The sequence below is a fragment of the Arthrobacter sp. OAP107 genome (assembly GCF_040546765.1).
In the GTDB taxonomy this organism is placed as follows: Bacteria; Actinomycetota; Actinomycetes; order Actinomycetales; family Micrococcaceae; genus Arthrobacter.
The window spans coordinates 677,216-700,611 of the sequence record NZ_JBEPOK010000001.1; the positions used below are offsets into that span (position 1 = coordinate 677,216).

Annotated in this window: 17 protein-coding genes and 2 pseudogenes; 12 read left to right on the plus strand and 7 right to left on the minus strand. The window is 67.7% G+C overall.

The features are described 5' to 3' along the window. Nucleotides 1-29 precede the first annotated feature (29 nt). Entirely contained in the window at nt 30-1,241 is a 1,212-nt protein-coding gene (locus ABIE00_RS03100) for an acetoin utilization protein AcuC (RefSeq protein ID WP_354256579.1), read from the plus strand. Between the two features lie 70 nt (nt 1,242-1,311). Further along, nucleotides 1,312-1,953: an ArsR/SmtB family transcription factor gene (locus ABIE00_RS03105; RefSeq protein WP_354256582.1), complete on the plus strand. Its 642-nt coding sequence runs from the start codon at nt 1,312-1,314 to the stop codon at nt 1,951-1,953. A gap of 14 nt (nt 1,954-1,967) precedes the next feature. Here ABIE00_RS03105 and ABIE00_RS03110 read toward each other — a convergent pair whose 3' ends face one another. Next, nucleotides 1,968-3,302: an alpha-hydroxy acid oxidase gene (locus tag ABIE00_RS03110; protein WP_354256585.1), complete on the minus strand. Its 1,335-nt coding sequence runs from the start codon at nt 3,300-3,302 to the stop codon at nt 1,968-1,970. 101 nt (nt 3,303-3,403) lie between these two features. Between ABIE00_RS03110 and ABIE00_RS03115 the strand changes: the two genes are divergently transcribed. Together ABIE00_RS03115 and ABIE00_RS03120 are read left to right on the plus strand one after the other, a co-directional pair. Further along, nucleotides 3,404-4,111 carry a FadR/GntR family transcriptional regulator gene (locus tag ABIE00_RS03115; protein WP_354256587.1) on the plus strand — a complete coding sequence of 236 codons (708 nt, stop codon included), beginning with the start codon at nt 3,404-3,406 and terminating at the stop codon, nt 4,109-4,111. Between the two features lie 96 nt (nt 4,112-4,207). Beyond that, nucleotides 4,208-4,798 (plus strand): TetR/AcrR family transcriptional regulator, encoded by a 591-nt coding sequence (locus tag ABIE00_RS03120; RefSeq protein WP_354256590.1) that lies wholly within the window; start codon nt 4,208-4,210, stop codon nt 4,796-4,798. Here the strand turns inward: ABIE00_RS03120 and ABIE00_RS03125 are convergent. Further along, nucleotides 4,795-5,814, minus strand: a complete 1,020-nt coding sequence (locus ABIE00_RS03125; RefSeq protein ID WP_354256592.1) for a LacI family DNA-binding transcriptional regulator — start codon at nt 5,812-5,814, stop codon at nt 4,795-4,797. The two genes, ABIE00_RS03120 and ABIE00_RS03125, sit on opposite strands and share 4 nt — an antisense overlap. A 183-nt stretch (nt 5,815-5,997) precedes the next feature. Here ABIE00_RS03125 and ABIE00_RS03130 point away from each other — a divergent pair, with 183 nt between their 5' ends. The 4 genes from ABIE00_RS03130 to ABIE00_RS03145 are packed head-to-tail and all read left to right on the plus strand — an operon-like array spanning nt 5,998 to nt 10,431. Beyond that, nucleotides 5,998-7,398: a Gfo/Idh/MocA family protein gene (locus tag ABIE00_RS03130; RefSeq protein ID WP_354256595.1), complete on the plus strand. Its 1,401-nt coding sequence runs from the start codon at nt 5,998-6,000 to the stop codon at nt 7,396-7,398. Between the two features lie 26 nt (nt 7,399-7,424). Beyond that, nucleotides 7,425-8,396: an NAD-dependent epimerase/dehydratase family protein gene (locus ABIE00_RS03135; protein ID WP_354256598.1), complete on the plus strand. Its 972-nt coding sequence runs from the start codon at nt 7,425-7,427 to the stop codon at nt 8,394-8,396. After that, nucleotides 8,393-9,298 carry a 5-dehydro-4-deoxyglucarate dehydratase gene (locus tag ABIE00_RS03140; RefSeq protein ID WP_354256601.1) on the plus strand — a complete coding sequence of 302 codons (906 nt, stop codon included), beginning with the start codon at nt 8,393-8,395 and terminating at the stop codon, nt 9,296-9,298. Before ABIE00_RS03135 ends, ABIE00_RS03140 begins: the two co-directional genes overlap by 4 nt. Further along, on the plus strand, nt 9,298-10,431 hold the full coding sequence (locus ABIE00_RS03145; RefSeq protein WP_354256604.1) for a mandelate racemase/muconate lactonizing enzyme family protein: 1,134 nt from the start codon (nt 9,298-9,300) through the stop codon (nt 10,429-10,431). The genes ABIE00_RS03140 and ABIE00_RS03145 overlap by 1 nt, the downstream gene beginning before the upstream one ends. 80 nt (nt 10,432-10,511) lie before the next feature. On the opposite strand, the gene ABIE00_RS03150 is transcribed toward ABIE00_RS03145, so the two are convergent. Next, nucleotides 10,512-11,237 (minus strand): M24 family metallopeptidase, encoded by a 726-nt coding sequence (locus ABIE00_RS03150; RefSeq protein WP_502914192.1) that lies wholly within the window; start codon nt 11,235-11,237, stop codon nt 10,512-10,514. A 415-nt stretch (nt 11,238-11,652) separates the two neighbouring features. Beyond that, nucleotides 11,653-13,692 (minus strand): annotated as a pseudogene (locus ABIE00_RS03155) (DUF6807 family protein); the annotation flags it as partial. Between the two features lie 381 nt (nt 13,693-14,073). Here ABIE00_RS03155 and ABIE00_RS03160 point away from each other — a divergent pair. The 3 genes and pseudogenes from ABIE00_RS03160 (at nt 14,074) to ABIE00_RS03170 (ending at nt 17,450) form a co-directional block, all read left to right on the plus strand. Continuing rightward, nucleotides 14,074-15,016 (plus strand): annotated as a pseudogene (locus ABIE00_RS03160) (carbohydrate ABC transporter permease). After that, nucleotides 15,006-15,953: a carbohydrate ABC transporter permease gene (locus tag ABIE00_RS03165; protein ID WP_354256607.1), complete on the plus strand. Its 948-nt coding sequence runs from the start codon at nt 15,006-15,008 to the stop codon at nt 15,951-15,953. Before ABIE00_RS03160 ends, ABIE00_RS03165 begins: the two are co-directional and overlap by 11 nt. A gap of 141 nt (nt 15,954-16,094) precedes the next feature. Continuing rightward, the gene (locus ABIE00_RS03170) at nt 16,095-17,450 is read left to right on the plus strand and encodes an ABC transporter substrate-binding protein (protein ID WP_502914193.1); all 1,356 of its coding nucleotides are present in this window, start codon (nt 16,095-16,097) and stop codon (nt 17,448-17,450) included. A gap of 74 nt (nt 17,451-17,524) precedes the next feature. Here the strand turns inward: ABIE00_RS03170 and ABIE00_RS03175 are convergent, their stop codons facing one another. From ABIE00_RS03175 to ABIE00_RS03185, 3 genes are all read right to left on the minus strand, one after another. Further along, nucleotides 17,525-19,540, minus strand: a complete 2,016-nt coding sequence (locus ABIE00_RS03175; protein WP_354256610.1) for a beta-galactosidase — start codon at nt 19,538-19,540, stop codon at nt 17,525-17,527. Between the two features lie 50 nt (nt 19,541-19,590). Continuing rightward, entirely contained in the window at nt 19,591-21,633 is a 2,043-nt protein-coding gene (locus ABIE00_RS03180) for a DUF6807 family protein (protein WP_354256614.1), read from the minus strand. A 187-nt stretch (nt 21,634-21,820) separates the two neighbouring features. Beyond that, complete coding sequence (locus ABIE00_RS03185; RefSeq protein WP_354256617.1) at nt 21,821-22,846, minus strand: LacI family DNA-binding transcriptional regulator; 1,026 nt, start codon at nt 22,844-22,846, stop codon at nt 21,821-21,823. A gap of 178 nt (nt 22,847-23,024) precedes the next feature. Between ABIE00_RS03185 and ABIE00_RS03190 the strand changes: the two genes are divergently transcribed. Continuing rightward, entirely contained in the window at nt 23,025-23,384 is a 360-nt protein-coding gene (locus ABIE00_RS03190; protein WP_354256620.1) for an L-rhamnose mutarotase, read from the plus strand. The last annotated feature ends 12 nt before the right edge of the window (nt 23,385-23,396 follow it).

A 23,396-nucleotide genomic window follows, 5' to 3' on the forward strand; every position in this document is an offset into this window, starting at 1 on the left:
ACAGACCGGGCTCCGGTAGCCTGTCAGTGATGACATTCCAGCCGGGACTCAGCCTCCCCGCACTGCCAACGACGGTGGTGTGGGACGCCGCCATGACGGCGTACAACTTCGGTCCGGGCCACCCCATGGCACCCGAACGCCTGGACCTCACCGCCCGGCTGGCCGGGAGCCTGGGCCTGCTGGACCTCGCCCACGTCACGCTGGCGGCCCCGGACGTGGCCGACGACGGTGAGCTCACCACCGTGCACAGCCCGGATTTCGTCGCCGCCGTACGGCAGGCCAGCGATAACCCGGCCGCCGCGGACGCGTCCTACGGGCTGGGTACCGAGGACGACCCCGCCTTTGCCGGGATGCACGAGGCCGCGGCGCGTCTGGCGGGCGGCTCCCTCCTTGCGGCTGCCTCGATCCTGGACGGTTCTGCGGTCCGGGCCGTGAACTTCGGCGGCGGGCTGCACCACGCGTCCCGGGACCGCGCCAGCGGCTTTTGCGTCTACAACGATGCGGCTTTGGCAGTCCGGAAACTGCTCGACGGCGGCGTGCAGCGGGTGGCATATATCGACGTCGACGCCCACCACGGGGACGGGACGCAGAGCATCTTCTGGGACGACCCCCGCGTCCTCACCATCTCGCTGCACGAAACCGGCATGTCGCTGTTCCCCGGTACCGGCTTCGCCAATGAGATCGGCGGCCCCGAGGCCCGGGGCAGCGCAGTGAACGTGGCTCTGCCGGCGGGGACGGGGGACGCGGGCTGGCTGCGGGCGTTCCACGCCGTGGTTCCGCAGCTGGTGGGGGCCTTCGCGCCCGAGGTCATCGTCAGCCAGCACGGCTGCGACTCGCACCGGCTCGACCCCCTGACGCATCTCAACGTCAGCGTGGACGGGCAGCGCGAGGCCGCCACTGCCATCGCGAACCTCGCCGCCCGGTACTGCGGGGACCGCTGGGTTGCCACCGGCGGCGGCGGGTACCACATTACGGGCGTGGTGCCGCGGACGTGGAGCCACCTGATCGGCATCGCCGCGAACCGCCCGGTGCCGCTCCGCACCCCGGTGCCGGAGGCGTGGCGGACGTATGTGCAGGCGCGCTACGGCGTGGACACGCCGGAGACCATGGGCGACGACGCCGACGTCTGGTGGCGCTCCTGGGAGGTGGGCTTTGATCCCAACGACGACATCGACCGCACCGTGATGGCCACGCGCAAGGAAGTCTTCCCGCTGTACGGCCTGGACCCCTGGTTCGACTAGCACTTCACGGGGCCAACCACCGGCGAAATAGTAGATGCCATTCGGCGTATATGTCGCTAGGGTGGGTCTCATGGTGACAGACGACGTATTTGCCGTCATTGCTGAGGCAACGCGGCGCGACATTCTCGTGTCTCTCCAGTCGGGGGACAAAGCTGTGGGGGAGCTGGTCGAGGAGCTCGCCGCCAGCCAGCCCACCATCTCCAAGCACCTCAAGGTGCTGCGCGAAGCAGACCTCGTCAGCATGCGCGCGCAGGGCCAGAAGCGCTACTACGCGCTCAATCCCAAGCCGCTGGCCGGCGTCGCAAGCTGGCTGGAGACGTTCGACGTCGAACGCACGGCTTCCACCGCAGCCTCACCGGATGCACCAACCCAGCAGGCTGAGGAAGCGCAGACCGGTACTGGACGGGCGGCAGCCACGGCCAGCCCGGCGGCAGGCGGCCAGACCGCAGAGGTCCCGGACACGTTCGCGGCAGCGGGGGCCCAATCAGCCGCGGCACATGCCGGCAGCGCCGCGGACGACGCCACCCACACACCCGGGCGACCGGCCAGCGGCCAGCTGAGTCCCGCCGTCGTGGTTCCCGGCGGTCAGGTGCCCGGCAGCGCCGGCCAGGACGACACCGTCCCCCAGCAGATCGGCCGCACCGTGGGCCGCGCCGCGACGAAGGCCGCGGACCTGCTGGCTAACCTGCCCAAATTCGGCCGCAAAAAATAGCCGGGTGCGAAAGGCTACTTGCCGAGGATCCGCACGTGGTCCGGGGTCAGCTCGGAGATCTTGCTGGCGCCCAGCAGCGCCATGGTGCGGGCCATGTCCTTTTCCAGGATCTGCAGGACGCGGTCGACGCCGGCCCGGCCGCCGGCCATGAGCCCGTACAGGTAGGCGCGGCCGATGAGCGTGAAGTCGGCGCCGAGGGCCAGGGCGGCGATGATGTCCGCGCCGCTCATGATGCCCGTGTCCAGCATGATCGCGGCGTTGCTGTTGTCCGCCTTGAGCGCCTTCGATACTTCCGGCAGCAGGTGGAAGGGGATGGGGGCACGGTCCAGCTGGCGGCCGCCGTGGTTGGAGAGCACGATGCCGTCGGCGCCGTGGTCCACCACTTTGCGGGCGTCGTCCACGGTCTGGATGCCCTTGACCACCAGCTTGCCCTTCCAGGTTTCGCGCAGCCAGTCCAGGTCCTCGAAGGTGAGGGTGGGGTCGAACATCGAGTTGATGAGGTCGGCCACCGTGCCCGTGTACCGCGAGAGCGAGGCGAAGGTGAGCGGCTCGTGGGTCAGGAAGTTGAACCACCAGGCCGGGCGGTAGGACGCATCCAGGACGGTCTTCAGCGTGAGCGCCGGCGGAATGGTCATGCCGTTGCGGACATCGCGCAGCCGTGCGCCGGCAACGGCGGTGTCCACGGTGACCATGAGGGTGTCGTTCCCGGCCTTCGCCGCACGCTCGATCAGTTCGTGGGAGCGGTCGCGGTCCGTCCAGAGGTACAGCTGGAACCAGTTGCGGCCGTTCGGCGCCGCCGCCGCCACGTCCTCGATCGAGGCGGTGCCCATGGTGGAGAGCGTGTAGGGAATGCCCGCGGTCTCGGCGGCCTGCGAACCGGCGTACTCGCCCTCGGACTGCATCATGCGGGTAAAGCCTGTGGGCGCGATGCCGACGGGAAGCCGGGAGGACTTGCCCAGAATGTCGGTGCTCAGGTCGATGCTGGACACGTTCCGCAGGATGCCGGGACGGAATTCGATGTCCAGGAACGCCTCGCGGGCACGGCGCAGGGTGATCTCGGATTCCGCCGCGCCGTCAGTGTAGTCAAAGGGAGCCCGGGGCGTGCGGCGCTTCGCGATGTCGCGCAGTTCCCAGACTGTGCTGGCGCGCTTGAGCCGCGCTTCCTTGCTGAACTCGGGCTTCTTGAACTGCATCAGCGGGGCGAGGTCCGAGTACTTCGGGATGCGGCGCTTCAGCGCGGCTGGAACGGCGGCCGCTGCGGCAGCGGCGGTGGGCTGGGTGGCCGGAACATCCGTGATGTCCGGGGCCGGAGTGGTTTCCGGGTTGCTCGGCTGGATGGTGTGGGTCATGGCTTTCCTCCGTGGGCGTGCCGGGGGAAGTGAAGCCTTCCCGCTGTGGTCTAACCACACTCTAAATCATATGGTCCAACCACATCAAGTACCATGGGCTCATGCGAACGCACCAACTTGTCCTGCGGTGGATCGAGGACCAGCTCTCCGGCGGCCAGCTCGCCGTGGGCGGCCGCCTCCCGGCCGAGCGGAGCCTGGCCGAGCAGCTTGGCGTCTCCCGTACTTCCGTCCGTGAGGCCATCCGCGTGCTCGAGGCCATGGGCGTGGTCCGCGCCGGCGTGGGTTCAGGCCCGGAGGCTGGGACGGTAGTGATCTCGGACCCGACGGCGGCACTCGGCTCCGCGCTGCGGCTGCACGTCGCGACGCAGCACCTGCCGGTGGAGGACGTGGTGGAAACGCGCGTGCTGCTCGAATCCTGGGCGGCCGCCCGGGTCAGGCCGGATGCCCCCGAGCTGGACCTTGCCGGGGCCCTGCTCGACGACATGGACGAGGGCCACGCCGTCGATGACTTCCTGGCCCTGGACGTCCGCTTCCACCTGGCCCTGGCAGACGCTGCCGGCAACGCCGTGGTCAGCGCCATGATGGGGTCGCTGCGGGAGGCCATCCAGGGCTACGCGGGGCAGCTGACAGCGAACCTGCCGGACTGGGACGCCACGGCCTCACGCCTGCGGGCCGAGCACCGGGAGATTTTGGCCGCCATCCGGAAGGACGACGGCGGCCGGGCGGCTGAGCTGGTGGCCGGCCACATCCGGGGGTACTACAAAGAAGCCGGGCTGGGCCCGAAGGATTCGGACCCGGCCCGGCCGTAGCTGACTGGTGGTGCCACGCTCAACCTGCCAGCCGCCGTCGTAGTGGCCAAAGGCGCGGTGCCTGGCAAGGCCGGGGCCGTGAAATAAACTGGCGCAATGTCTCCCACCAAGCCCCGCGGGCAGTACGCCAAAGGCGCCGAACGCCGCGAGCAGATCATCCAAACCGCCACCGATGTCTTTGCCACCGAAGGCTTCGAAGGAACGGCGCTCAAGCGCGTGGCCGAGCTTGTTGGAGTCAAGGAAGCCACGCTCTTCCACTACTTCACTGGCAAGCAGGAGCTGCTGACGGCAGTGCTTGCCGAGCGTGACCGCCGCAGCAGGGAAATCGGCGGGCTGGCTGAGTTTGGCCTGCCCGTTCTGGCGAACGTGGCGGAGCGGAACAAGAAGGAACCCGGCCTGACCACGCTCTACGCCGTGGCGTCGGCGACGGCCAATGACCCCGGGCACGCTTCCCACGGCTACTTCCAGGACCGGTACTCCCGGCTCGTCGAGGAGCTGGCGCTCGACATCGGCCGGCGCCAGGAGGCGGGGGAGGTCCGGTCTGACGTCGAGGCGGAGTCACTCGCGCGGCTGGTGATCGCCGCCTTCGACGGACTCCAGCTGCAGTGGCTGTATGACAAGAAAGTTGACATGGCCGGAGGCCTGACGGAGCTCGTCGACGTGCTCCTGGATCCGGCCAAGCCCTAACCCCGGTTGCCGGCGGGACCCGTGCTTCCCCGGATCTCCAGGCGCGGCTGGAAGGTGGTCTCCTCGTCCGGTGCCCCGGCGTTGCGGATCAACGCCCGCAGGCTGTGCCACGCGTGTTCGCCGAGTTCCGTGATGGGGACCGCGGCGGTGGTGAGCGGCGGGGTGGTGTACCGGGCGAACGGGATGTCGTCGAAACCGGTGATGGAGATGTCCTCGGGAACACGGACCGCGCGTTCGTGCAGTCCGCTGAGCAGCCCCATGGCCACGAGGTCGTTGAACGCCAGCACGCCCGTAGCCCCGCTGGCCAGCACCTCATCCACCGCTTCGTGGCCGGTCTCGAAGCTGGAGCCGCCCTCGAGCATCCGGAGTTCGACGCCGGGATATGCGGCCCGGAACTTGTCCAGGCCGTCCATACGTGCCCGGTTGGAGGCGCTTCGGGCAGGGCCCGCGAGGAAGGCGATGCTGGTGTGCCCCAGCCCCACCAGGTGTGCCGCGAGTTCCTGCACCCCCTGGCTGTAGTCCACCTCGAGGCTCGGCACGCGCGCTTCCGTGGTGCTGCGGTTGATCAGGACCATGGGGTGCAGTGACGGCGCCAGTTCCTCGAGTTCGGCGTCGCCCATGCGAGGCGCACACAGCACCAGCCCGTCGCAGCGCCGCCGGGCTTCCCCCGCCAGGATCGCCTCCTCGCTGGAGACTTCCGAGGAGTCGGCGATGAGTACCCGGTAGCCGTCCTGGGCTGCGGCCATACTCAGCCCGCGCAGGATGCCTTGGAACGTGGGGTTGGCGAGATCCGGCACCACGATGCCGATGGTGTCGGTCTTGCCCAGGGCCAGGCTGCGGCCCACGGGATTCGGCTGGTAATTCAGTTCGGCCGCTGCGTCCCGCACGCGCTGGGCAATGGCGGGATCCACGGTGAAGTTGCCGTTCATTACGCGGGAAACGGTGGCGTGCGAGACGCCGGCCTTGATGGCGACGTCCGCGATGCCGATCCGGCGGGGGCCGGTTTTCCTGCCCATGTGCTTCCTTCCTATCTCCACCGCCGTCCGCCAGTGGGGGTCCTGCGGCAGATGGTTGACGCGCTCGCCGGTGACTTGATACAAAGCTTATAACGTTTCGAGAAAACGCTTTCTCAGGATTCTTCCTTCATTGTGGGCAGGGCGTCAAGCGGCCCGCCAACCGCCTTTGGAAAGGGACCACCCATGGTCAATGTCGACACCTCCCAGCAGCCACAGCCGGAAACCAAAACGCGGACCACGCGGTCCCGCATCGCCCTGATCGGCACCGGCGGCCGCTCGGAAATGTACATCCGCGCCATCTTCGGCCAGCACGCGGATGTGGCCGAGCTGGTGGCCCTCTCCGACGCCAATCCCGGCCGCGTGGAGTACTACCAGCGGCTCATTCGGGAACTCGGGGCGGAGGGAGCCGCTGACTCGTTTGAACCCGGCAACCTGACCGAATACATCAGGGCCAATGCGATCGACCGCGTCATCGTCACCACCCCCGACTACACCCACGCGGACTACATTGTCGAGGCACTGGAGGCGGGGGCCGACGTCGTGGTTGAGAAGCCGCTGACCATCGATGCCGAGGGCTGCCGCCGCATCACCTCGGCCGTGGCGGCCACCGGTCGCAACGTGGTGGTCACGTTCAACTACCGCTACTCCCCGCGGAACAGCGCGCTCAAGCAGGTCATCCAGGACGGCGTGATCGGCAAGGTCACGTCCATCGACTTCAGCTGGGTCCTCGACACGGTCCACGGCGCGGACTACTTTCGCCGCTGGCACCGCGACAAGCAGAACTCCGGCGGCCTGCTCATCCACAAGGCATCCCACCACTTCGACCTGGTGAACTGGTGGATCGACGACGTTCCCGAGCGGGTGTACGCGTCCGGCGGGCTGCGGTTCTACGGCGCCAAAAATGCCGCGGAGCGCGGCCTGGGCGCCCGGCCCGAGCGGGGCACCACCGCGGGCACCACAGGCAAAGACCCCTTCGCCCTGGACCTCCGCGAGGACGAGCGGCTGCGCGGGCTGTACTACGACAATGAGAAGTTCGACGGCTACCGCCGGGACCAGGACGTCTTCACCGGGGGCATCACCATCGAGGACAACCTGGCGCTGACGGTGGATTACGACGGCGGGCCCACGCTCAGCTACTCCCTGAACGCCCACAGCCCGTGGGAAGGCTACCGGGTGGCCGTCAACGGCACCGAAGGCCGGGCGGAGCTGGAGGTGGTGGAGCGTGCCGCCGTCGTCCACAGCACCGACAAGAAGACCGTGGTGGACCCGTCCGCCACGCCCGTGGAGGAGGACGACGCCGTACGCCGCAACGGTGAGCGCCTCCTGGTCCAGCGCCACTGGGAGCCCGCCTACGAGGTGCCCATCGTCAACGGCGAGGGCGGCCACGGCGGTGGCGACAACCTCCTGCTCTCCGACCTCTTCAACGGCCCGGGCGAGGACCCCCTCGGCCGCCCCTCCGGCTACCTCGACGGGCTGCGCTCCGTGTCCGTGGGCATCGCGGGCAACCTGTCGCTGGAAACCGAGCTCCCGGTCCACATCAGCGAGCTTGGCCTGGGCGTGGAACTGCGCCGCGGCCGGGCCTGAACGCAGCAGGAACAGGAAACAACACCATGAGCAGAATTCTTGTCACCGGCGGCGCCGGACGCCTGGGGCGCAGCGTGGTCGCCGGCCTCGCCAAGGCGGGCCACGACGTGGTCTCGGCGGACCGGGACGCCGTCCCGGACGGCACGTTCCCGGCCGGCGTCGAACAGGAGACGGCGGACCTGCTGGGCCCCGGCGAGGCGTTGCGCCTCCTGGAACGCACAGCGCCCGACGCCGTCATCCACCTCGCTGCTATCGCCGTGCCTTTCAGCGCGCCTGAGGACGTTATTTTCAGCACCAACACGCGGCTCGCCTTCGCGGTGGTCAGTGCGGCCAGCGAACTCGGGATCGGGAAGATCATCACGGCCAGCAGCCCCACCGTCCTGGGTTACGGCTCGCCCGCCGGCTGGCTGCCGGAGTGCTTCCCGGTGGACGAAGCCACCACGCCCCGCCCGTGGAACGCGTATGCGCTGTCCAAACTGATTGCCGAGCAGACGGTGCAGATGTTCGCCGCAGCGCAGGGGGACCGTATCCGCTATGCGGCCTTCCGGCCCTGCTACGTGATCTCGCCGGAGGAATGGGCGGGCGCTCCCACCCAGCAGGGGCACACCGTTCGCGAGCGGCTCGCCGACCCTGCCCTGTCCGCGGCGGCACTCTTCAACTACGTGGACGCCCGGGACGTGGCCGACTTCCTGGACGTGTTGCTGCGGAACATGGACTCCATCCCCAACGGCGAGACGTTCTTCGTGGGCGCCGCGGATGCGCTGGCCACCGAACCGCTGGCCGCGCTTCTGCCCAGGTTCGTTCCCGGCAGCGAAGCGCTCGCCGCCGGGCTCACGGACAGCAGCCCCGCCTTTTCCATCGACAAAGCCAAGCGGCTGCTCGGCTGGGAACCCCAACGCACCTGGCGCACCGAACTCGGCCAGGCGGATCTCGTTGGCGCCGCCACGGGATTCACCACCACAGCACCTGCCACACCCGGATCACAGGAGACCAAATGAAACTCGACGGCGTGCTCTTCTTTCCCGTCACCCCCTTCGGCGCCGACGGCGCAGTGGACGTTGAGGTCCTGAAGGAACACATCGCCTCGCGCCTGGCGCACCGCCCCGGCGGGGTATTCCCGGCGTGCGGTACCGGCGAATTCCATGCCCTGAGCATCGACGAGGTGCGCACCGTGGTGACTGCCGCCGTCGAAACCGTCAACGGCCAGGTGCCCGTCATCGCCGGCGCCGGCGGCCCCCTGGGGCACGCGCTCGCCGCCGCCCGGGCGGCCGAGGAGGCGGGCGCCGACGCCCTGCTGGTCCTGCCGCCGTACCTGGTCACCGGCCCAGCCGACGGCGTGGCGGCCTACGTCGAGGCGGTGGCCGGCGCGAGCAGCCTGCCGGTCATCGTGTACCACCGCGGCACGGCCAGGTTCACGGCAAAGGCCATTACGCAGCTCACGGGCAACCCCAAGGTCATCGGCTTCAAGGACGGCATCGGGGACGTTGGCCTGGCCCAGGAGATCGTCTCCGCCGTCAAAGCCAGCGGCCGCGACGACTTCATGCTCTTCAACGGCCTCCTGACCGCCGAACTGACCCAGGGAGCGTACCGCGGGCTGGGCATCCCGCTGTACTCCTCGGCGGCCTTCGCCATGGCCCCGGAAATCGCCACCGCCTACTATGACGCCTACACGAGCGGCGATGAGGAGCGCCGACAGGCCCTGCTCGAGGGCTTCTACACGCCCCTCGTGCGCCTGCGCGACCAGACGCCGGGCTTCGGCGTCTCCCTGATCAAGGCGGGCCTGCGCCTCAACGGCCTGGCCGTCGGACCGGTCCGGCCCCCGCTGGTTGACCCCGACGAGGACCAGCTCGTGGAGCTCAAGGCGATCCTGGCCAAGGGCCACGAGCTGGCCGGCCGCTGATGCCGGCCAGGATCACGGGGCTGCACACGCGCCTGATTACTGTACCGCTGCGCCGCAGCTGGGGTGCTGATGCACCCGAGAACCACATCATCGCCACCAGCCTTTTTACGGACGACGGCGGTGCGGGGCACGGTTTTTCGTGGACGCCCACCATCGGGCCGCAGGCGGTCAAGGCTCTCCTTGACCACGACATCGCCCCCTTCATTACGGGGCTGGACGCGAACCCGGAGGCGGTCTGGGACCAGCTCTGGAAGCGGCTGCACGAGGCCGGCGGCGGCGGGCTCACCACCATCGCGATGGCCGGCGTCGACCTCGCCCTCTGGGACCTCGCTGCCCGGACCGCCGGCGTGCCGGTCGCCGCGCTGCTGGGCCAGCGGCAGGAATCGGTGGAGGTCTACGGCTCGGGCGTGAACCTGCACTACACCCTCGAAGAACTCGTGGCCCAGACCGAACGGTGGGTGGCCGCCGGACACCAGGCCGTGAAGATCAAGGTGGGCAAGCCGGACCTCGCCGAGGACGCCGAACGCGTGGCCGCGGTCCGCTCGGTGCTCGGCCCCGACCGCCGGCTCATGGTCGACGCGAACCAGCGCTGGGACCTCCCCGCTGCCCTCCGTGCCCTGGACGTGCTGGGCCAATACGGCCTGGACTGGCTGGAGGAACCCCTGCGCGCCGACGACCTCTCAGCCTACCGCCGCCTGCGGAAACAGTCGCCGGTACCCATCGCCCTCGGCGAGAACGTCCACACCATCTACCGTTTCCGGGACTTCATCGAGGCCGAGGCGGTGGACATCATCCAGCCCAACATCATCCGGGTGGGCGGCATCACGCCGTTCCGCCGCATCGTTGAGCTGGCCCGGGCCAACAGCATCCGGGTGGCGCCGCACCTGCTGCCCGAGCTGTCCGGCCAGCTCGCCCTGACCCTCGCCGAGGCGGTCAGCGTGGAGGACGTGGAGGACGCTTCCTTCGAAAAGCTGGGGATCCTGGCCGGCCAGTCGCCGGTCCGGATCCGCGACAGCCGCCTCTACGGCACCGGACTGCCGGGCCTCGGGTTCAGCTTCACCGCCGCGCTCCTGCCCGAGCCGCGCGACCGCACCCTGGACCTGCCGGCGGACCCTGCGTTCCGGCTCTCGTAGGTTCCCGCCACCCAACCGAGTAGCAGCTCAGGGCGTTCCCAGACCTGGGAACGCCCTGAGCTGCTTATTAGTTGGGTCAGCTAAAGCTGGAGGGTCAGCGGCCGGGGGAGTCCGTTGACGTTCGATGCCGGCCACCTCTGATCGAGCGTCAGGACGCCGGTTCCTGCCGCCGTCAGCTGCACAGTGTCCTCGATCTTGACGCCCGGGCCGGACGGATTCCAGGTGAAGGTCTGGTTGGGCACCACGACGTCGTCAGTGGCGGCTGTGGCACGCGGGTCGCGGCCGGCGTAGCCTGCGGGTCCGCCCTGGTGGTGCAGTGTCCACTGGTCGGCGCCGAAACCGTGCCGGGCGTACGCGGCCTGGATCTTGGCGAAGATGCCGCCGAGCCTGGCACCGGGAACCGTGGCTTCAAAAATGTCCGCCTCGACCGCCGTGATGCGCTCCTCGGCGTCCCGCTCCGCTGGCGTCCCGCCGTCGAACCGCACCCATCTGGTCAGGTTGGCCACCAGGCCGTGCCGCCGCGCGCAGACCACGGCCATCGCGCGCCGGCCCAAGGGAGCGTGGGTGGGGAGCGGATGCCGGAACGCGCTGCGGGAGCTGCCGTTGCAGAGCAGGACCAGGGGCTCGGCGCCGGCCGCGACGATCCGGGCGGCCAGGGCGGATGCAACTTCGAACTCGGTGGTCTCCGGCGTCGTCCGGGACAGGACGTCGGTCATGGCGCGGGCGGCGTCGGCGCACAGTTGCGCGTAGCGGGCGCTTTCACCGGGCAGCATCGGCTGCCGCGCCGCCCGCAGTTCCACTGCCACGGCCTTCTCTGTCAGCGGCTCGCCCGGTCCGGCCAGTGCACCGATGGCGTCGGGTGAGCTGACCGTGCCAGGGAACCGGGTGAAGCTCGACGCCGGGTGGCAGCTCTTCGGCGGCGAGGCGTTCCGCCTCGTTATTGAAGGTGATGAGGTGGTCGCCGCCACGGTCCACGAGGAGCGCCGCGATCGGGTCGCCCGCCAGGCTGATGTGCATGCGGCTGCCGTCCAGGTACCACGTGAGGGCGGTGTGGCTGGTCAGGAGCAGGGCGTCGTGTCCCTTGGCGTCCAGAATGTCCAGGACCCGTTGCCGTTTGGCGGCCCTGTCGTTGGGGTTGCCGGCCAGGGGGATGCCTGCCACGTGGGTTGGAGCCGGTCCTGTTCCGGCCGTAGCGGTTGCGGAAACGTTCATGTGGTTTCCCCCCAAAGATTCGGTGAGTCGTGCAATGTCTGTGGTGCTCAGGATTCCGTCGGCGACCAGTACCGTGACGGTGCGCCGGACGGGGTTTTCCCGGGTGGCGAGGACCGGACTGTCCCAGGCTAGCGAGAGCCCGACCCCCGGGTAGCCGGCCAGCCGGACGAACCATGGATCCGGTGCCTGCGGTGATGTGAGAAACACCAGGGTGGCCTCGTCGCCACTCCCGGGTGTTCCATCTGTCCCGAACACTCCGCTCCAAGCCAGCCACGGGGCAACCGTTCCGTGCACGGCGTCCTCGCCTTCGGCGCCGGCGGTCCGGACCTGCGAGCCATGGGTGGGCGGCAGCCGCCAGAAAAAGCCGCCGTATCCGCCGTTTTCCCGGCCGTTGGAGCCCGGGCTGCCGAGAGCCACCGGCTCAGGTCCGGCAGGCGCAAGTTCGAAGTCCAGCGTCAGCTTCCACACGGACGGGCTGACGGCGTCATACCGCCAGTGCCGCTGCTCGGACAAGACAGCCACCCCGTCGGGGCCGACCCAGCGCAGAGTCTGGCGCAGGGAGCAGGGGGTCCGGGCCGTGTCCTCTATTTCGATGCGGCCGTGGTCGTCCCGCCACACGTAGCCGCCCGCCTGGCGAGTATACGTGCGCCCGCCCCAGAAGTTCACGCCGGCAACGTCCTGGAGGGCGACTCCGGCCCCCAGGTGCCAGACGTGGTCAGCGGGCAGGTGGTCGGTGACAACCGTGCCGGCCAGAGTACGAACCGGATGCAGGTAAGGCCGCGGGGATGAGATGGGCTGAATGCGGCCACCGTCCTGATGGCTTGCCAGTTCGCGTCCGTCGAGGGTGAGAGTGGCGGCTGGCTCCAGCGGTCTGGCCCACCGCGCGCCCAGCTCGGCGAACGTTGCCTGGGCGAGGGTGGCCCGTTCGATCAGTTCCGCGATTCCCGCCACGACGGGGTGGGCCTCATCGCCGCTGCCCTCCCACTTGATGTACCTGTCCTCGATCTGCTGCGGGGCCGGTGCCGTGCGGATTGCTTCGAGCACCGCCATAAAGGCTCCAGAACCTGACAGCGGGCTGAGCAGCTCTCCGCCGGAGGCACGTACCTCCAGCAGATTCTCCAGCAGATCCGTGCGGAGGAACACTTCCCGGCGCTCGCCGTTGTCAGTGCTCACCACCAGTTCATCCTCCGTGTAAAAGAGCACAGCCTTGCCTGCCGTGCCGAAAACAGTAATGGACGGACGTGTCTGCCGGGCGGCGCAAAGGGTAAGTGCGCAGGTGAGAATCTCTCCGCCGGAGGTGCGCACCCGAATCACGGACGTGTCGTCGCTCTCAGTATGGTGGGCGCGGTAGAGATCAGTTTCCACGCTGGCCACGTCATCAAGGGTGCGGGCCGCGGCGATGCTGAGACCCGTCACCACGGCGTGTGCCAGCGCGTTGGTGGCAACGCCGTCAACAACATCGGTTCCGTTGATTGCCCGCTTCCCGGCCCAGCGCGAGCGCTTGAAGTAGCCGCGGGTCCTGAGCCAGGTTCCCGTGGCGCCCAGTCCGAGCACGTCACCGATTTCCCCGTCCGCGATAAGCCGCCGGATGGCGGGCAGCGCGTCAGACCCCAGGCTCTGGAAGCCAACCTGGACGAGCCGGCCTGCAGACTCGGCGGCCTGCACCAGTTCCTGGAACTGCTGCAGGGACGCTGCCGGCGGCTTCTCTACATAAACGTCCGCGCCCGCGGATAGGGCAGCCATGGCGAGGGGAACATGCGTCTGGATGGGGGTAGCCAGGATGACTATATCTGGAGCGGTCCCCGCCTGAAGGAGATGATCGAGCGTTTCGAAGACGGCTACGGAGTCCTTGAGGACTCCGTCTGCGGGAGGGCGGGGGTCCGCCACAGCCACGAAATCGAGCACTCCGGAGGCCTGCAGTCGGGCAAGGTTGGCCAGGTGCCGCGCACCGAAACCGTGTACGCCGACGAGGGCTATCCGGGGCACCGGGTTCTGTGCCCGTTGGGGAGCGGCGGCAGGGGAGGGAGCGAAGGCAGAAGATTGCGACATGCGAATTGATCCTTGCGGGAAAGTAAGTAACTGCTGGACAGGGAGGACAACGCAGGCATTAACACCGTACCTGAGAAAACGCTTTCTGGCATCTGCCGTAGTGTGAGCCTTTACCGGTTTAACCTGGCATGGAAAGCGGTTTCCTCAATTTCCGAAATAGTCTGTACATCACCTTGGAAAGCGTTTACCGTTGTACCGACCGCTTCCCGAAAGTGACGAAGGGCACAACGCACTTCCCCTGAACGAAGCATTAATCCGCGGCACGGGGCGGCCCTGGGACAACCTGGGGCGGACCGCCCGCGCGGGAATGGCCACGATGACCAAAGGAGACCGCATGGCCGCTCAACACATACCTAAGCCGCAGCGAGCGAGGTGCGCGAAGTGAGTGCCATCACCGAACTCACGTCCCTCTCACGCCGCAAGGGGCCGAAGACTGCCGAAGAAAAGAAGGCCAGCGGGCGGGACAATAAGGCCGCCTACATCTTCCTGCTGCCGTGGCTGGTGGGACTGGTGGCCATCACCGTCGGTCCCATGCTCATGTCGCTGTACCTCTCGTTCACCGACTACAACCTGATTCAGGCCCCGGAGTGGGTGGGCCTGGAGAACTTTCAGCGGATGTTCACCGACGCGAGGCTGCACAATTCGCTCGGGGTGACGTTCACGTATACTCGTCGGCGTTCCGCTGCAGCTGGCGGTTGCCCTGCTGATCGCGCTGGTGCTGGACAAGGGCCTGCGGGGCCTGCCGTTCTACCGCTCTGTCTTCTACTTGCCCTCGCTGCTCGGCGGCTCGGTGGCCATCGCGATCCTGTGGAAGCAGATCTTCGGCACCACCGGCCTCGTGAACCAGGTGCTTGCCCTTGCCGGCATCGAGGGTCCGGGGTGGATCTCTGACCCGGGTACGGCGCTGGGATCGATCATCCTGCTCCATGTGTGGACCTTCGGCGCTCCAATGATCATCTTCCTCGCCGGCCTGCGCCAGATACCCAACATGTACTACGAAGCCGCCGAGGTGGACGGGGCCACCAAGTTCCAGCAGTTCTGGCGCATCACCCTGCCGCTCCTGAGCCCCATCATCTTCTTCAACCTGGTGCTGCAGATCATCGGGTCATTCCAGTCGTTCACCCAAGCGTTCATCGTCTCCGGCGGCAACGGCGGCCCTTCGGATTCGACGATGTTCTTCACGCTCTACCTGTACCAAAAGGGCTTCGGCCACTTCGATATGGGCTACGCCTCCGCCATGGCCTGGTTCCTGCTGGTCATTATCGGCGCATTCACCGCCATCAACTTCATCGCTGCAAAGTATTGGGTTTTCTATGACGACTAAGCTGGAGACGCTGCCCGCCCCGAGCAAGAAAGCTCCGGCCGGCAAGCCAACGAACTCCCGAGGGCCACGCAAAAGGCGCGAATCACGAGGCAGCCTTGCCTTTAGCCGGAGTGCACGGACCAAGGCGCTGATCAAACATGCGATCCTGATCGTCACCGGCGGAGTCATGATCTACCCGCTGCTGTGGATGGTCGTTTCCTCGCTGCGCGCCAATGAGCTCATCTTCCGCGACCCCGGCCTTTGGCTCAACACCCTGGAAATGGGCAACTACACGGACGGATGGTCGGCGCTGACCCACCCGTTCGGCCACTACATGATCAATTCCGCGGTGGTTGTGCTGGGATCAATCCTGGGCAACCTGATCTCGTGCTCCATGGCCGCCTACGCCTTCGCCAGGCTCCAGTTCACGGGGCAGAAGATCTTCTTCGGCATCATGCTGCTCACCATCATGCTGCCGTTCCACGTGGTGATTGTCCCGCAGTACATCCTGTTCTCGCAGATTGGCTGGGTGAACACCTTCTGGCCGCTTATCGTTCCGAAGCTCCTGGCAACAGATGCATTCTTCGTGTTCCTTATGGTCCAGTTCATCCGGGGCATCCCCAAGGAGCTTGATGAAGCGGCGAGGATTGACGGCGCCGGCCATCCGCGGATTTTCCTGCGCGTGATTCTGCCGCTCATGGTCCCCGCGCTGGCAACCACCACCATCTTTACCTTCATCTGGACCTGGAATGACTTCTTCGGCGCCCTCATCTACCTGACGGACCCGGACATGTTCACTGTTCCCGTTGCGCTGCGGGCCTTTGTGGATTCGCAGTCGGCCACCAGCTGGGGCTCGCTCTTCGCCATGTCCATCGTTTCCCTGCTGCCCGTGTTCCTGGTTTTCCTCTTCGGGCAAAGATTCCTCATCAAGGGAATCGCCACGACCGGCATCAAGTAGGCGCGACCGAACACCGGGCCCGGTCCACGTGCTAAGGGACCGCTGTGCACCCGGATGCTTGTGATACAAGATAACTACTTAAAATATTAGTTGGAAAGCGTTTTCCTCATCCTTCAAGATCAAAGAAGATCGGAGTGAACTGTGCAACTGTTCTTCAAGCCATCCACTGATGCCGAGGCCGGGCGGCGCCAGGTAGCCAAGACCCCGCGAAGGCTGCGAAAGGGGGCAGCGGTTGCTGCCGCAGCCGCCGTCGTCCTTGCACTCAGTGCCTGCGGCGGAGGATCTGCCGCCCAGAGCCCCGACGGAAAGGTAGAACTCCGCTTCTCCTGGTGGGGCAGCGACAAGAGGGCGCAGGTAACCCAGGAAGCCATCAAGGCCTTCGAAGCCGAGAACCCGAACATCAAGATCAAGCCGGAGTACGGCGACTGGAGCGGTTACTGGGACAAGCTGGCCACGCAGGTGGCTGCGAACGACGCTCCAGACATCATCCAGATGGACGAGAAGTACATCACCGAGTACTCCAGCCGCGGAGCCCTGCTTGACCTGTCGAAGTACGGCATCGACACCTCCAAGCTCGACGAGGCCACCCTGAAGGCAGGTCAGAGCGACGACGGCCTGAGGGGTATCCCGGCCGGCATCAATGCAGCCACCATCCTTGCAAACCCGGCTGTGTTCAAGGCTGCAGGCGTGGCATTGCCCGACGACGCGACCTGGACGTGGGATGACTTCGAACGGATCTCCGCCGAGGTAACGGCGAAGTCCCCGAAGGGCACCTACGGGGCGGCCGCGTACGGGACCGATGAGGCATCCCTCGGAGTATGGCTGAGGCAGAACGGAAAGTCCCTCTACACGGAAGATGGCAAGCTCGGCTTTGAGCCGGCGGACATCGCCGCCTGGTGGGCGTTCCTCAAGCAGATGAGTGAGGCCAAGGCAGTTCCCTCCGCGTCGGAGGTTGTTGAAGCTGACGCCGCGCCCCTGGACCAGAGCGGTCTCGCAAGGGGTAAGAACGGCCTCGCCTTCTGGTGGTCCAACCAGCTTCCCGCCCTTGAAAAGGCCGCAGGCTCAGAACTGAAGGTTCTGAGGTTCCCCACAAAGACCGGCTCCGCTGCTGATGCCCAGCTCTGGTACAAGGCGTCACAGTTCTGGTCGGCATCCTCGCGGACCAAGCACCCTGAGGAGGTCGCCAAGTTCATCAACTTCCTGGCGAACGACGCCAAGGCCGGTGAGGCACTCCTGGCCGACCGCGGTGTCTACCCGAACACCGATGTGCGCAAGGCGATTTCCGCCAAGCTGACCCCTGCAGACGTCAAGGTTGTGAAGTTCATCGACCAGATCAAGAACGAACTCGGTGAGGCTCCTGCCCCGCCGCCGAAGGGCGCGGGTGCCATCCAGGAAATCATCAAGCGCTACACCTCGGAGGTGCTGTTCAACAGGCTCTCCCCGGATGAAGCAGGCAAGAAAGCAGTGGACGAGATGAAGTCGGCGATCAGCGGCTAGCTCCCCTGGCGCGGAATACCCCGAGCAGTCTCCCACCGGAGAGTGCCCGGGGTTTTCCGTTCCCGGATGAAGACTCAGTCCTCGGCGATCACGGCCACCGCTCCGCCGGGAACGAGTCCGCCGAAACGTCCGCCGCCCAGCAGTTCCTCGCCGTCGGCCTTCACCGCCGCGTCCTCCCGGCCGTGGTTGATGGCGAAGAGGAAGCGGCGCCCGTCCGCCGTGACCCGCCGGGTCAGTTCGACGCCGGCAGCGGCTTCCGCGGCGGCCCCCACTCCCGCTTCGGCCAAGAGCCTGTCCAGAAGCCGCCCGATGCCGTCGCTGTCCGGCAGCGTGGCCAGGTACCAGGCGGCGCCACGGCCGGCGGTCCTCCGGGTCAGGGCCGGGACCCCCTCCAACGGGTAGTCCGTGAAGGTTGCCACCGCCTCCGCCCCCGCAAGGTGGACGTGCTCGCTCCAGACCCGGCCGACGGTGCCGTCGCTCAGGGTCACCTCTCCGCCCTCAAGCAGCGGGTGGAACTCCTCGGTCCGGATCCCCAGCAGTTCCCGGAAGGCGCCCGGATAACCGCCAAGCCTGATGTGGTCCCGTTCATCGACAATGCCGCTGAAGTAGCTGACCAGCACCGTGGCGCCGGCCTCGGCCGCGCCGGCGATGTTGGCGGCGGCGGCACCGGTGACGCAGTAAAGCGTGCACACCAGGACCAGGTCATAGCCAGTGAGGTCCGACGTCGGATGGACGAAGTCCACGCCCACGCCGCGCAGGAAGAGCGAGCGGTGGAACGCCCGGATCAGGTCGAGGTACTTCACATCCTCGCTCGGGTGCGAGTCCAGTTCGCTGGCCCACCAGGCCTCGTAGTCGAACACGATGGCCACCCGGGATTCCACCGAGGAACCCTTGACGGGGCCGAGCCGCTTCAGCGCTTCGCCCAGGGCCACCACCTCGCGCCACACCCGGGTGTCGCGGCCGCCGTGCGGCACCATCGCCGAGTGGAACTTCTCGGCGCCGGCAGCGCTCTGCCGCCACTGGAAGAACATGACGGCGTCGGCGCCCCGGGCCACGTGCGCCAGCGAGTTCCGCAGCATTTCACCCGGCATCTTGGGCTGGTTCCGCGGCTGCCAGTTCACGGCCGACGTCGAGTGTTCCATCAGGATCCACGGCCCGTTGCCCGCGACGCCGCGCGTGAGGTCCGCGCTGAACGCCAGTTCGATCTCCCGCTCCGGGTCCGCGGCTACCAGGTAGTGGTCGTTCGCCACGACGTCCAGGTCCTTTGCCCACTCGAAATAGTCCAGGGACTTCGTGGCGCTGGACACCATGAGGTTGGTGGTGGCCGGAATGCCGGGGGTTACCTCGCGGATCACCGCCAGCAGGCTCCGGTAGTAGTCCATGAGCGCCCAGGAGCTGAACCGCTGGAAGTCCAGCCGCTGCGTCGGGTTGAGGGTGGTGGGGGCCGCCCGCGGCGGAATGATCTCCTCAAACGTGGCATAGTGCTGCGACCAGAAGGCCGTGCCCCAGGCCTCGTTCAGCGCCCCGATGCTGCCGTAGCGACGCCCCAGCCAGTGCCGGAACGCCGCGGCGTCCTCATCGCCGTAAAACTCCGAAACGTGGCAGCCCAGCTCGTTGTCCACGTGCCACAGCGCCAGCGCCGGGTGGTCCCTGTACCGTTCGGCCAGCTTCCCGGTAATGCCCGCGGCATACCGGCGGTAAACAGCGGACGACGGCGAGTAGTGCCGCCGGGAGCCGCGTTCCAGGACGGTGCCCTCCGCGGTGACCGGCAGGACTTCCGGATGCTTCCGCACCAGCCAGGCCGGGGGAGCGGCCGTGGCGGTGGCAAGGGCCACCTTGATGCCCGCGCCGTCCAGGCTGTCCAGCACCTCGTCCAGCCAGCCAAAGTCGTATTCCCCTTCGCGCGGCTCCAGGAGTGCCCAGGAAAAGATCGCGACGCTGAGGAGGGTCACGCCGGCCTCCTTCATGAGGCCAATGTCCTCCAGCCGTACATCCACAGGCCACTGCTCGGGGTTGTAGTCACCGCCGAACGCCAGGCCGGGGCCGCTGTTCCAGGCCGGGATTGGCGAAGCAGGGTTTTGCGGTGGCATGGGACTCCCTTAGTGGGCGGAGGATGCGGCTCAGCGATCGTGTTCCGACCTTACGCCGAAGCCACCAGTGATGCGACGGCGGCCGGCGACAGCTCGCCGTCGCACACCCACACGCTCAGGCTCCGCCGCAGCGATTCCCCGGCGGCCAGCGTCACCGGCCGGTCCCACGCCAGGGCGGACCCGACGGCGGGGTAGCCGGAGCAGCGGACAAACCACGGATCGGCGTCCTCGGCCGGCGCGCTGAAAACGAGCGTCGCGGGCTGCCCGGACCGGATGCCGGGCACCTCGCCGAAGGAGGCGGTCCACGCCAGCCACGGCGCAACGGAACCGTGGACGGCCGGTTCCCCCTCGGCGTCGGATGTGAAGATGCGGGCGCCGCTGCAGGCCGGAAGCCGCCAGAAGAAGCCCCCGTAGCCGCTGCCCGCGGCGCCGTTGGAGCCGGGGCTGCCCAGTGAAACATCGACGACGGCGGTCAGCTCCGGCCCCAGGTCCAGGCGCCACACACGTTCGCCCAGGATCTCGTGGCTGAGGGTCCGCTGCTCGGTCAGCAGGGGCTGTCCGTCCGCTCCGAGCCACCGGAGCTGCCGGGTGTCCGGTTCGTCCGCATTGGCGGAGAGTGGTTCGATCCGGCCGTGGTCCTGCCGGGACACGTACGCGCCCGCGTCCCCCAGGTAGGTCCTGCCGCCCCAGAAGTTGGTGCCGTTGACGTCCTGTAGAGCGAAGCCGGCGCCCAGATGCCACGGGTGGTCGGCCGGGAGGTGGTCCGTCACCACGGTTCCGCCGAGGGTAGTGACGGGGTGCAGGTACGGGCGCGGCGACAACCCCGCGTTGAGCCCGGCGCCCGTGCGCTGCACCGCCAGCGGCCTGCCGCCGGCGTGGAGCAGGGGGCTGGCCTCGGACGGACCCGCCGGGCGCGCCCACGGCAGGGCCAGCTCGCTGAAGGTGGCATGGGCCCTGATGGCCCGCTCCAAGGCGTCCTCAATGCCCGCAACGACGGCGTGGGCCGCATCGCCGTCCCCCTCCCAGAGCACGTGCCCCGCACCGATGGGTGCCGGCGGTTCGGCCGTGCGGACAGCCTCGAGGACGAGCATGAACGCGCCGGAGTCGTTGAGGGCGCTGGTGAGTTCCGTGCCCGTGGCCAGGTGCTCCAGCAGGTTTTCCATGAGGTCGTCGCGGCCGAACTCCTGGGAGTGTTCACCGTCCGCATTGCTGACCTGCAGCCGGTCCTCCGTGTAGTGGAAAACGGCCGTTCCCTCGGAGCCCTGAAGAGTGATGTACGGTTCCACGGACTCCGCGGCGCAGAGCGTCAGGGCGCACGTAACGGGCAGTCCGGCGGCGGTGCGGATCCGGATGACGGACGTGTCATCGGACTCGATGTCGTTCGCGCGGTAGAGGTCCGTCTCCACGGAGGCCACGTCGTCCACAGTGCGGGCGCCCGCGATGCGCAGGGCGGTGGCGATCGCGTGTGCCAGGGGATTGGTGGCCACGCCGTCCACCACGTCCACGCCGTCCAGGCTCCGCTTGCCGGCCCACCGGGAGCGCTTGTAGTAGGCCCGGTCCCGCACCCAGCGTCCTGTCGCGCCGATTCCCTGCAGGGTGCCGATGGTGCCGTCCCGAAGGAGCTTGTCGATGGCGGCCAGCGCCTGCGATCCGAGGCTCTGGAACCCGATCTGCACGCTGCGGCCGGATGCCGCGGCGGCCTCCTGCAGCTGCCGGAAGTCGGCCAGCGATGCCACCGGGGGTTTCTCCAGGTAGAGGTCAGCGCCGGAGGCCAGGGTGGCCAGGGCCAGCGGCGCGTGGGTCTGGATGGGGGTGGCCACGACGACCACGTCGGGGCTGTGGTTGCCGGCCAGGAGGGACTGCAGATCGGGGTGGACCGCCGTGGAGTCCGGCAACGCGCCCGGGGACGATGGATTCGGGTCCGCCACGGCCACGAGTTCCACCGCGCCGGCCCGGGTCAGCCGGTCCAGATTCTTCAAGTGGTGGGCGCCGAAGCCGTGGACGCCGATCAGGGCTATCCGGGCCGGGCCCGTGCGGTGCACCGTCGCAGGCGCCGTGGTGCGTGCCGCGGGCTGGGTGGGCGGGGTATCCATAGTGCTCCTGTCCGGCGCCGCGGTGCTGCTCGACGCCATCGTCAACCGTTGCCGGGGTTTGGCTGCGCTCGTGTTGGCAAGCGCTTTCCCAAAACTGTTTGTTGCTTAGCGTACTCCATTGAGGGCGACATGTAACGTTTCAAAAATGATGGAACCGGACCTGCTGGTGGTCTTCTAGCCGGGGCTGTCAGTGCGGCGCCTCGGCGCCCGCGGTGCTTTGCCGGACCACGAGCTCGGGTGTGAACACGACTGCGCGGTGCCGCGGGTGCTGCGCGTCCAGTTCCTCTGTCAGGAGTTCAATGGCAGTCCTGCCGATGGCGTCGGTGGGCTGGCGGATGGAGGAGAGCGGCACGACGGCAGACGCGGCAAAATCGATGTCGTCGTAGCCAATCAGGGCCACGTCCTCCGGAATGCGCACGCCGTTCATCATGGTCAGGGACTGCATGACTCCGAGGGCCAGCAGGTCGTTGGCGCAGAAGATGCCGTCCGGCATGTCCTCGCCGCCGCGGTCCACGAGGCTGTTGCCCACGCCGCGTCCGGCGAGCACGGTCTGGCCGTCGGAATCGAGCACCTCCAGCGTTGCGCCGTCAACCTCGTCCACGGCGCGGCGGGCTCCGAGCAGGCGGTCTGAGACCTGGCGGATGGACAGTGGGCCGCCCACGAAGGCCAGTTTCCGGCGCCCGAGATCGAGGAGGTGCCGGGCGGCAAGGTAGCCGCCGGCGTCGTCATCCACCGAGACGGAGCTGAAGCGGTCCTCGTCGGCCAGCCGGTCCACCAGGACCGTGGGAACGCCGCGCTGCCGCAGCGCATCCAGCCTGTCGGCCACGTCCCCCACCGGGGAGATCAGCAGGCCCTGGACCCGCTGTTCCTGGAACAGGTCGATGTAGTGCGATTCGCGGTTAGCGTCGTGGCCGCTGTCGCCCAACAGCACGGCGCTGCCGTTTACTGCCGCGGCGTCCTCTGCGGCCCGGACCAGCGAGGTGAAGAACGGGTTGCCGACGTCCAGGACCACGACGCCGATGGTCCGGCTGTGCCCTGCCCGTAGCTGCCGGGCGGCGTCGTTGCGGACGAAGCCAAGCTCGTCGATGGCCTGCAGCACCCTGTCCTTGGTGCGCTTGGAGACGCGGTCGGGATTGTTGAGGACGTTGGAGACAGTACCCACCGCAACCTGCGCGTGGTTGGCGACGTCCTTGATGCTGGCTGCCCGCGACATTCTGGTGGTCCTCCGAAGATCGATTTGCCCGTCCGGGTGAAAACGCTTGACACCCTTCTTGAACCCAGCGTACTTTGAATCGTAACAATGAAACGATTCAAAGATGCAGCAAGTTCAGAGCCGAAGGAATTGGTTTCCGCTTCTTCCGCCGCAACCGCAACGTCCACAGGAGTACAACATGAGGGTTTGCTTCCGATCCTCCGTCCAGCCGGAGCTGCTGGCGGAGTACCGTCAACGGCACGCTGCCGTGTGGCCGGAAATGCTGGCCGCGCTCAAGGAAGCGGGCTGGAACAACTACTCGCTGTTCCTGGACAACGACGGGCTCCTGGTCGGCTACCTGGAATGTGACGACTTTGACGCCGTGCGGGCCCGGATGGCCGTCACGGATGTCAACGCCCGCTGGCAGGCGGAAATGGCCACGCTCTTCCGGGACAGCGATGTTCCGCCCGACGAGGGCTTCCGGGTCCTCGATGAGGTGTTCAACCTCGAGGAGCAGCTGGCCGCGGCCCTTGGCGGCGGCACAGCCGCCGAGCACTGAATCTTCCGAGCA

Coding starts and splice junctions, on each gene's coding strand:
- ABIE00_RS03175 (WP_354256610.1), bottom strand. CDS start 19,540: ATGCCACCGCAAAACCCTGCTTCGCCAATCCCGGCCTGGAACAGCGGC.
- ABIE00_RS03105 (WP_354256582.1), top strand. CDS start 1,312: ATGGTGACAGACGACGTATTTGCCGTCATTGCTGAGGCAACGCGGCGC.
- ABIE00_RS03180 (WP_354256614.1), bottom strand. CDS start 21,633: ATGGATACCCCGCCCACCCAGCCCGCGGCACGCACCACGGCGCCTGCG.
- ABIE00_RS03145 (WP_354256604.1), top strand. CDS start 9,298: ATGCCGGCCAGGATCACGGGGCTGCACACGCGCCTGATTACTGTACCG.
- ABIE00_RS03100 (WP_354256579.1), top strand. CDS start 30: ATGACATTCCAGCCGGGACTCAGCCTCCCCGCACTGCCAACGACGGTG.
- ABIE00_RS03125 (WP_354256592.1), bottom strand. CDS start 5,814: ATGGGCAGGAAAACCGGCCCCCGCCGGATCGGCATCGCGGACGTCGCC.
- ABIE00_RS03140 (WP_354256601.1), top strand. CDS start 8,393: ATGAAACTCGACGGCGTGCTCTTCTTTCCCGTCACCCCCTTCGGCGCC.
- ABIE00_RS03110 (WP_354256585.1), bottom strand. CDS start 3,302: ATGACCCACACCATCCAGCCGAGCAACCCGGAAACCACTCCGGCCCCG.
- ABIE00_RS03185 (WP_354256617.1), bottom strand. CDS start 22,846: ATGTCGCGGGCAGCCAGCATCAAGGACGTCGCCAACCACGCGCAGGTT.
- ABIE00_RS03135 (WP_354256598.1), top strand. CDS start 7,425: ATGAGCAGAATTCTTGTCACCGGCGGCGCCGGACGCCTGGGGCGCAGC.
- ABIE00_RS03190 (WP_354256620.1), top strand. CDS start 23,025: ATGAGGGTTTGCTTCCGATCCTCCGTCCAGCCGGAGCTGCTGGCGGAG.
- ABIE00_RS03120 (WP_354256590.1), top strand. CDS start 4,208: ATGTCTCCCACCAAGCCCCGCGGGCAGTACGCCAAAGGCGCCGAACGC.
- ABIE00_RS03130 (WP_354256595.1), top strand. CDS start 5,998: ATGGTCAATGTCGACACCTCCCAGCAGCCACAGCCGGAAACCAAAACG.
- ABIE00_RS03115 (WP_354256587.1), top strand. CDS start 3,404: ATGCGAACGCACCAACTTGTCCTGCGGTGGATCGAGGACCAGCTCTCC.
- ABIE00_RS03165 (WP_354256607.1), top strand. CDS start 15,006: ATGACGACTAAGCTGGAGACGCTGCCCGCCCCGAGCAAGAAAGCTCCG.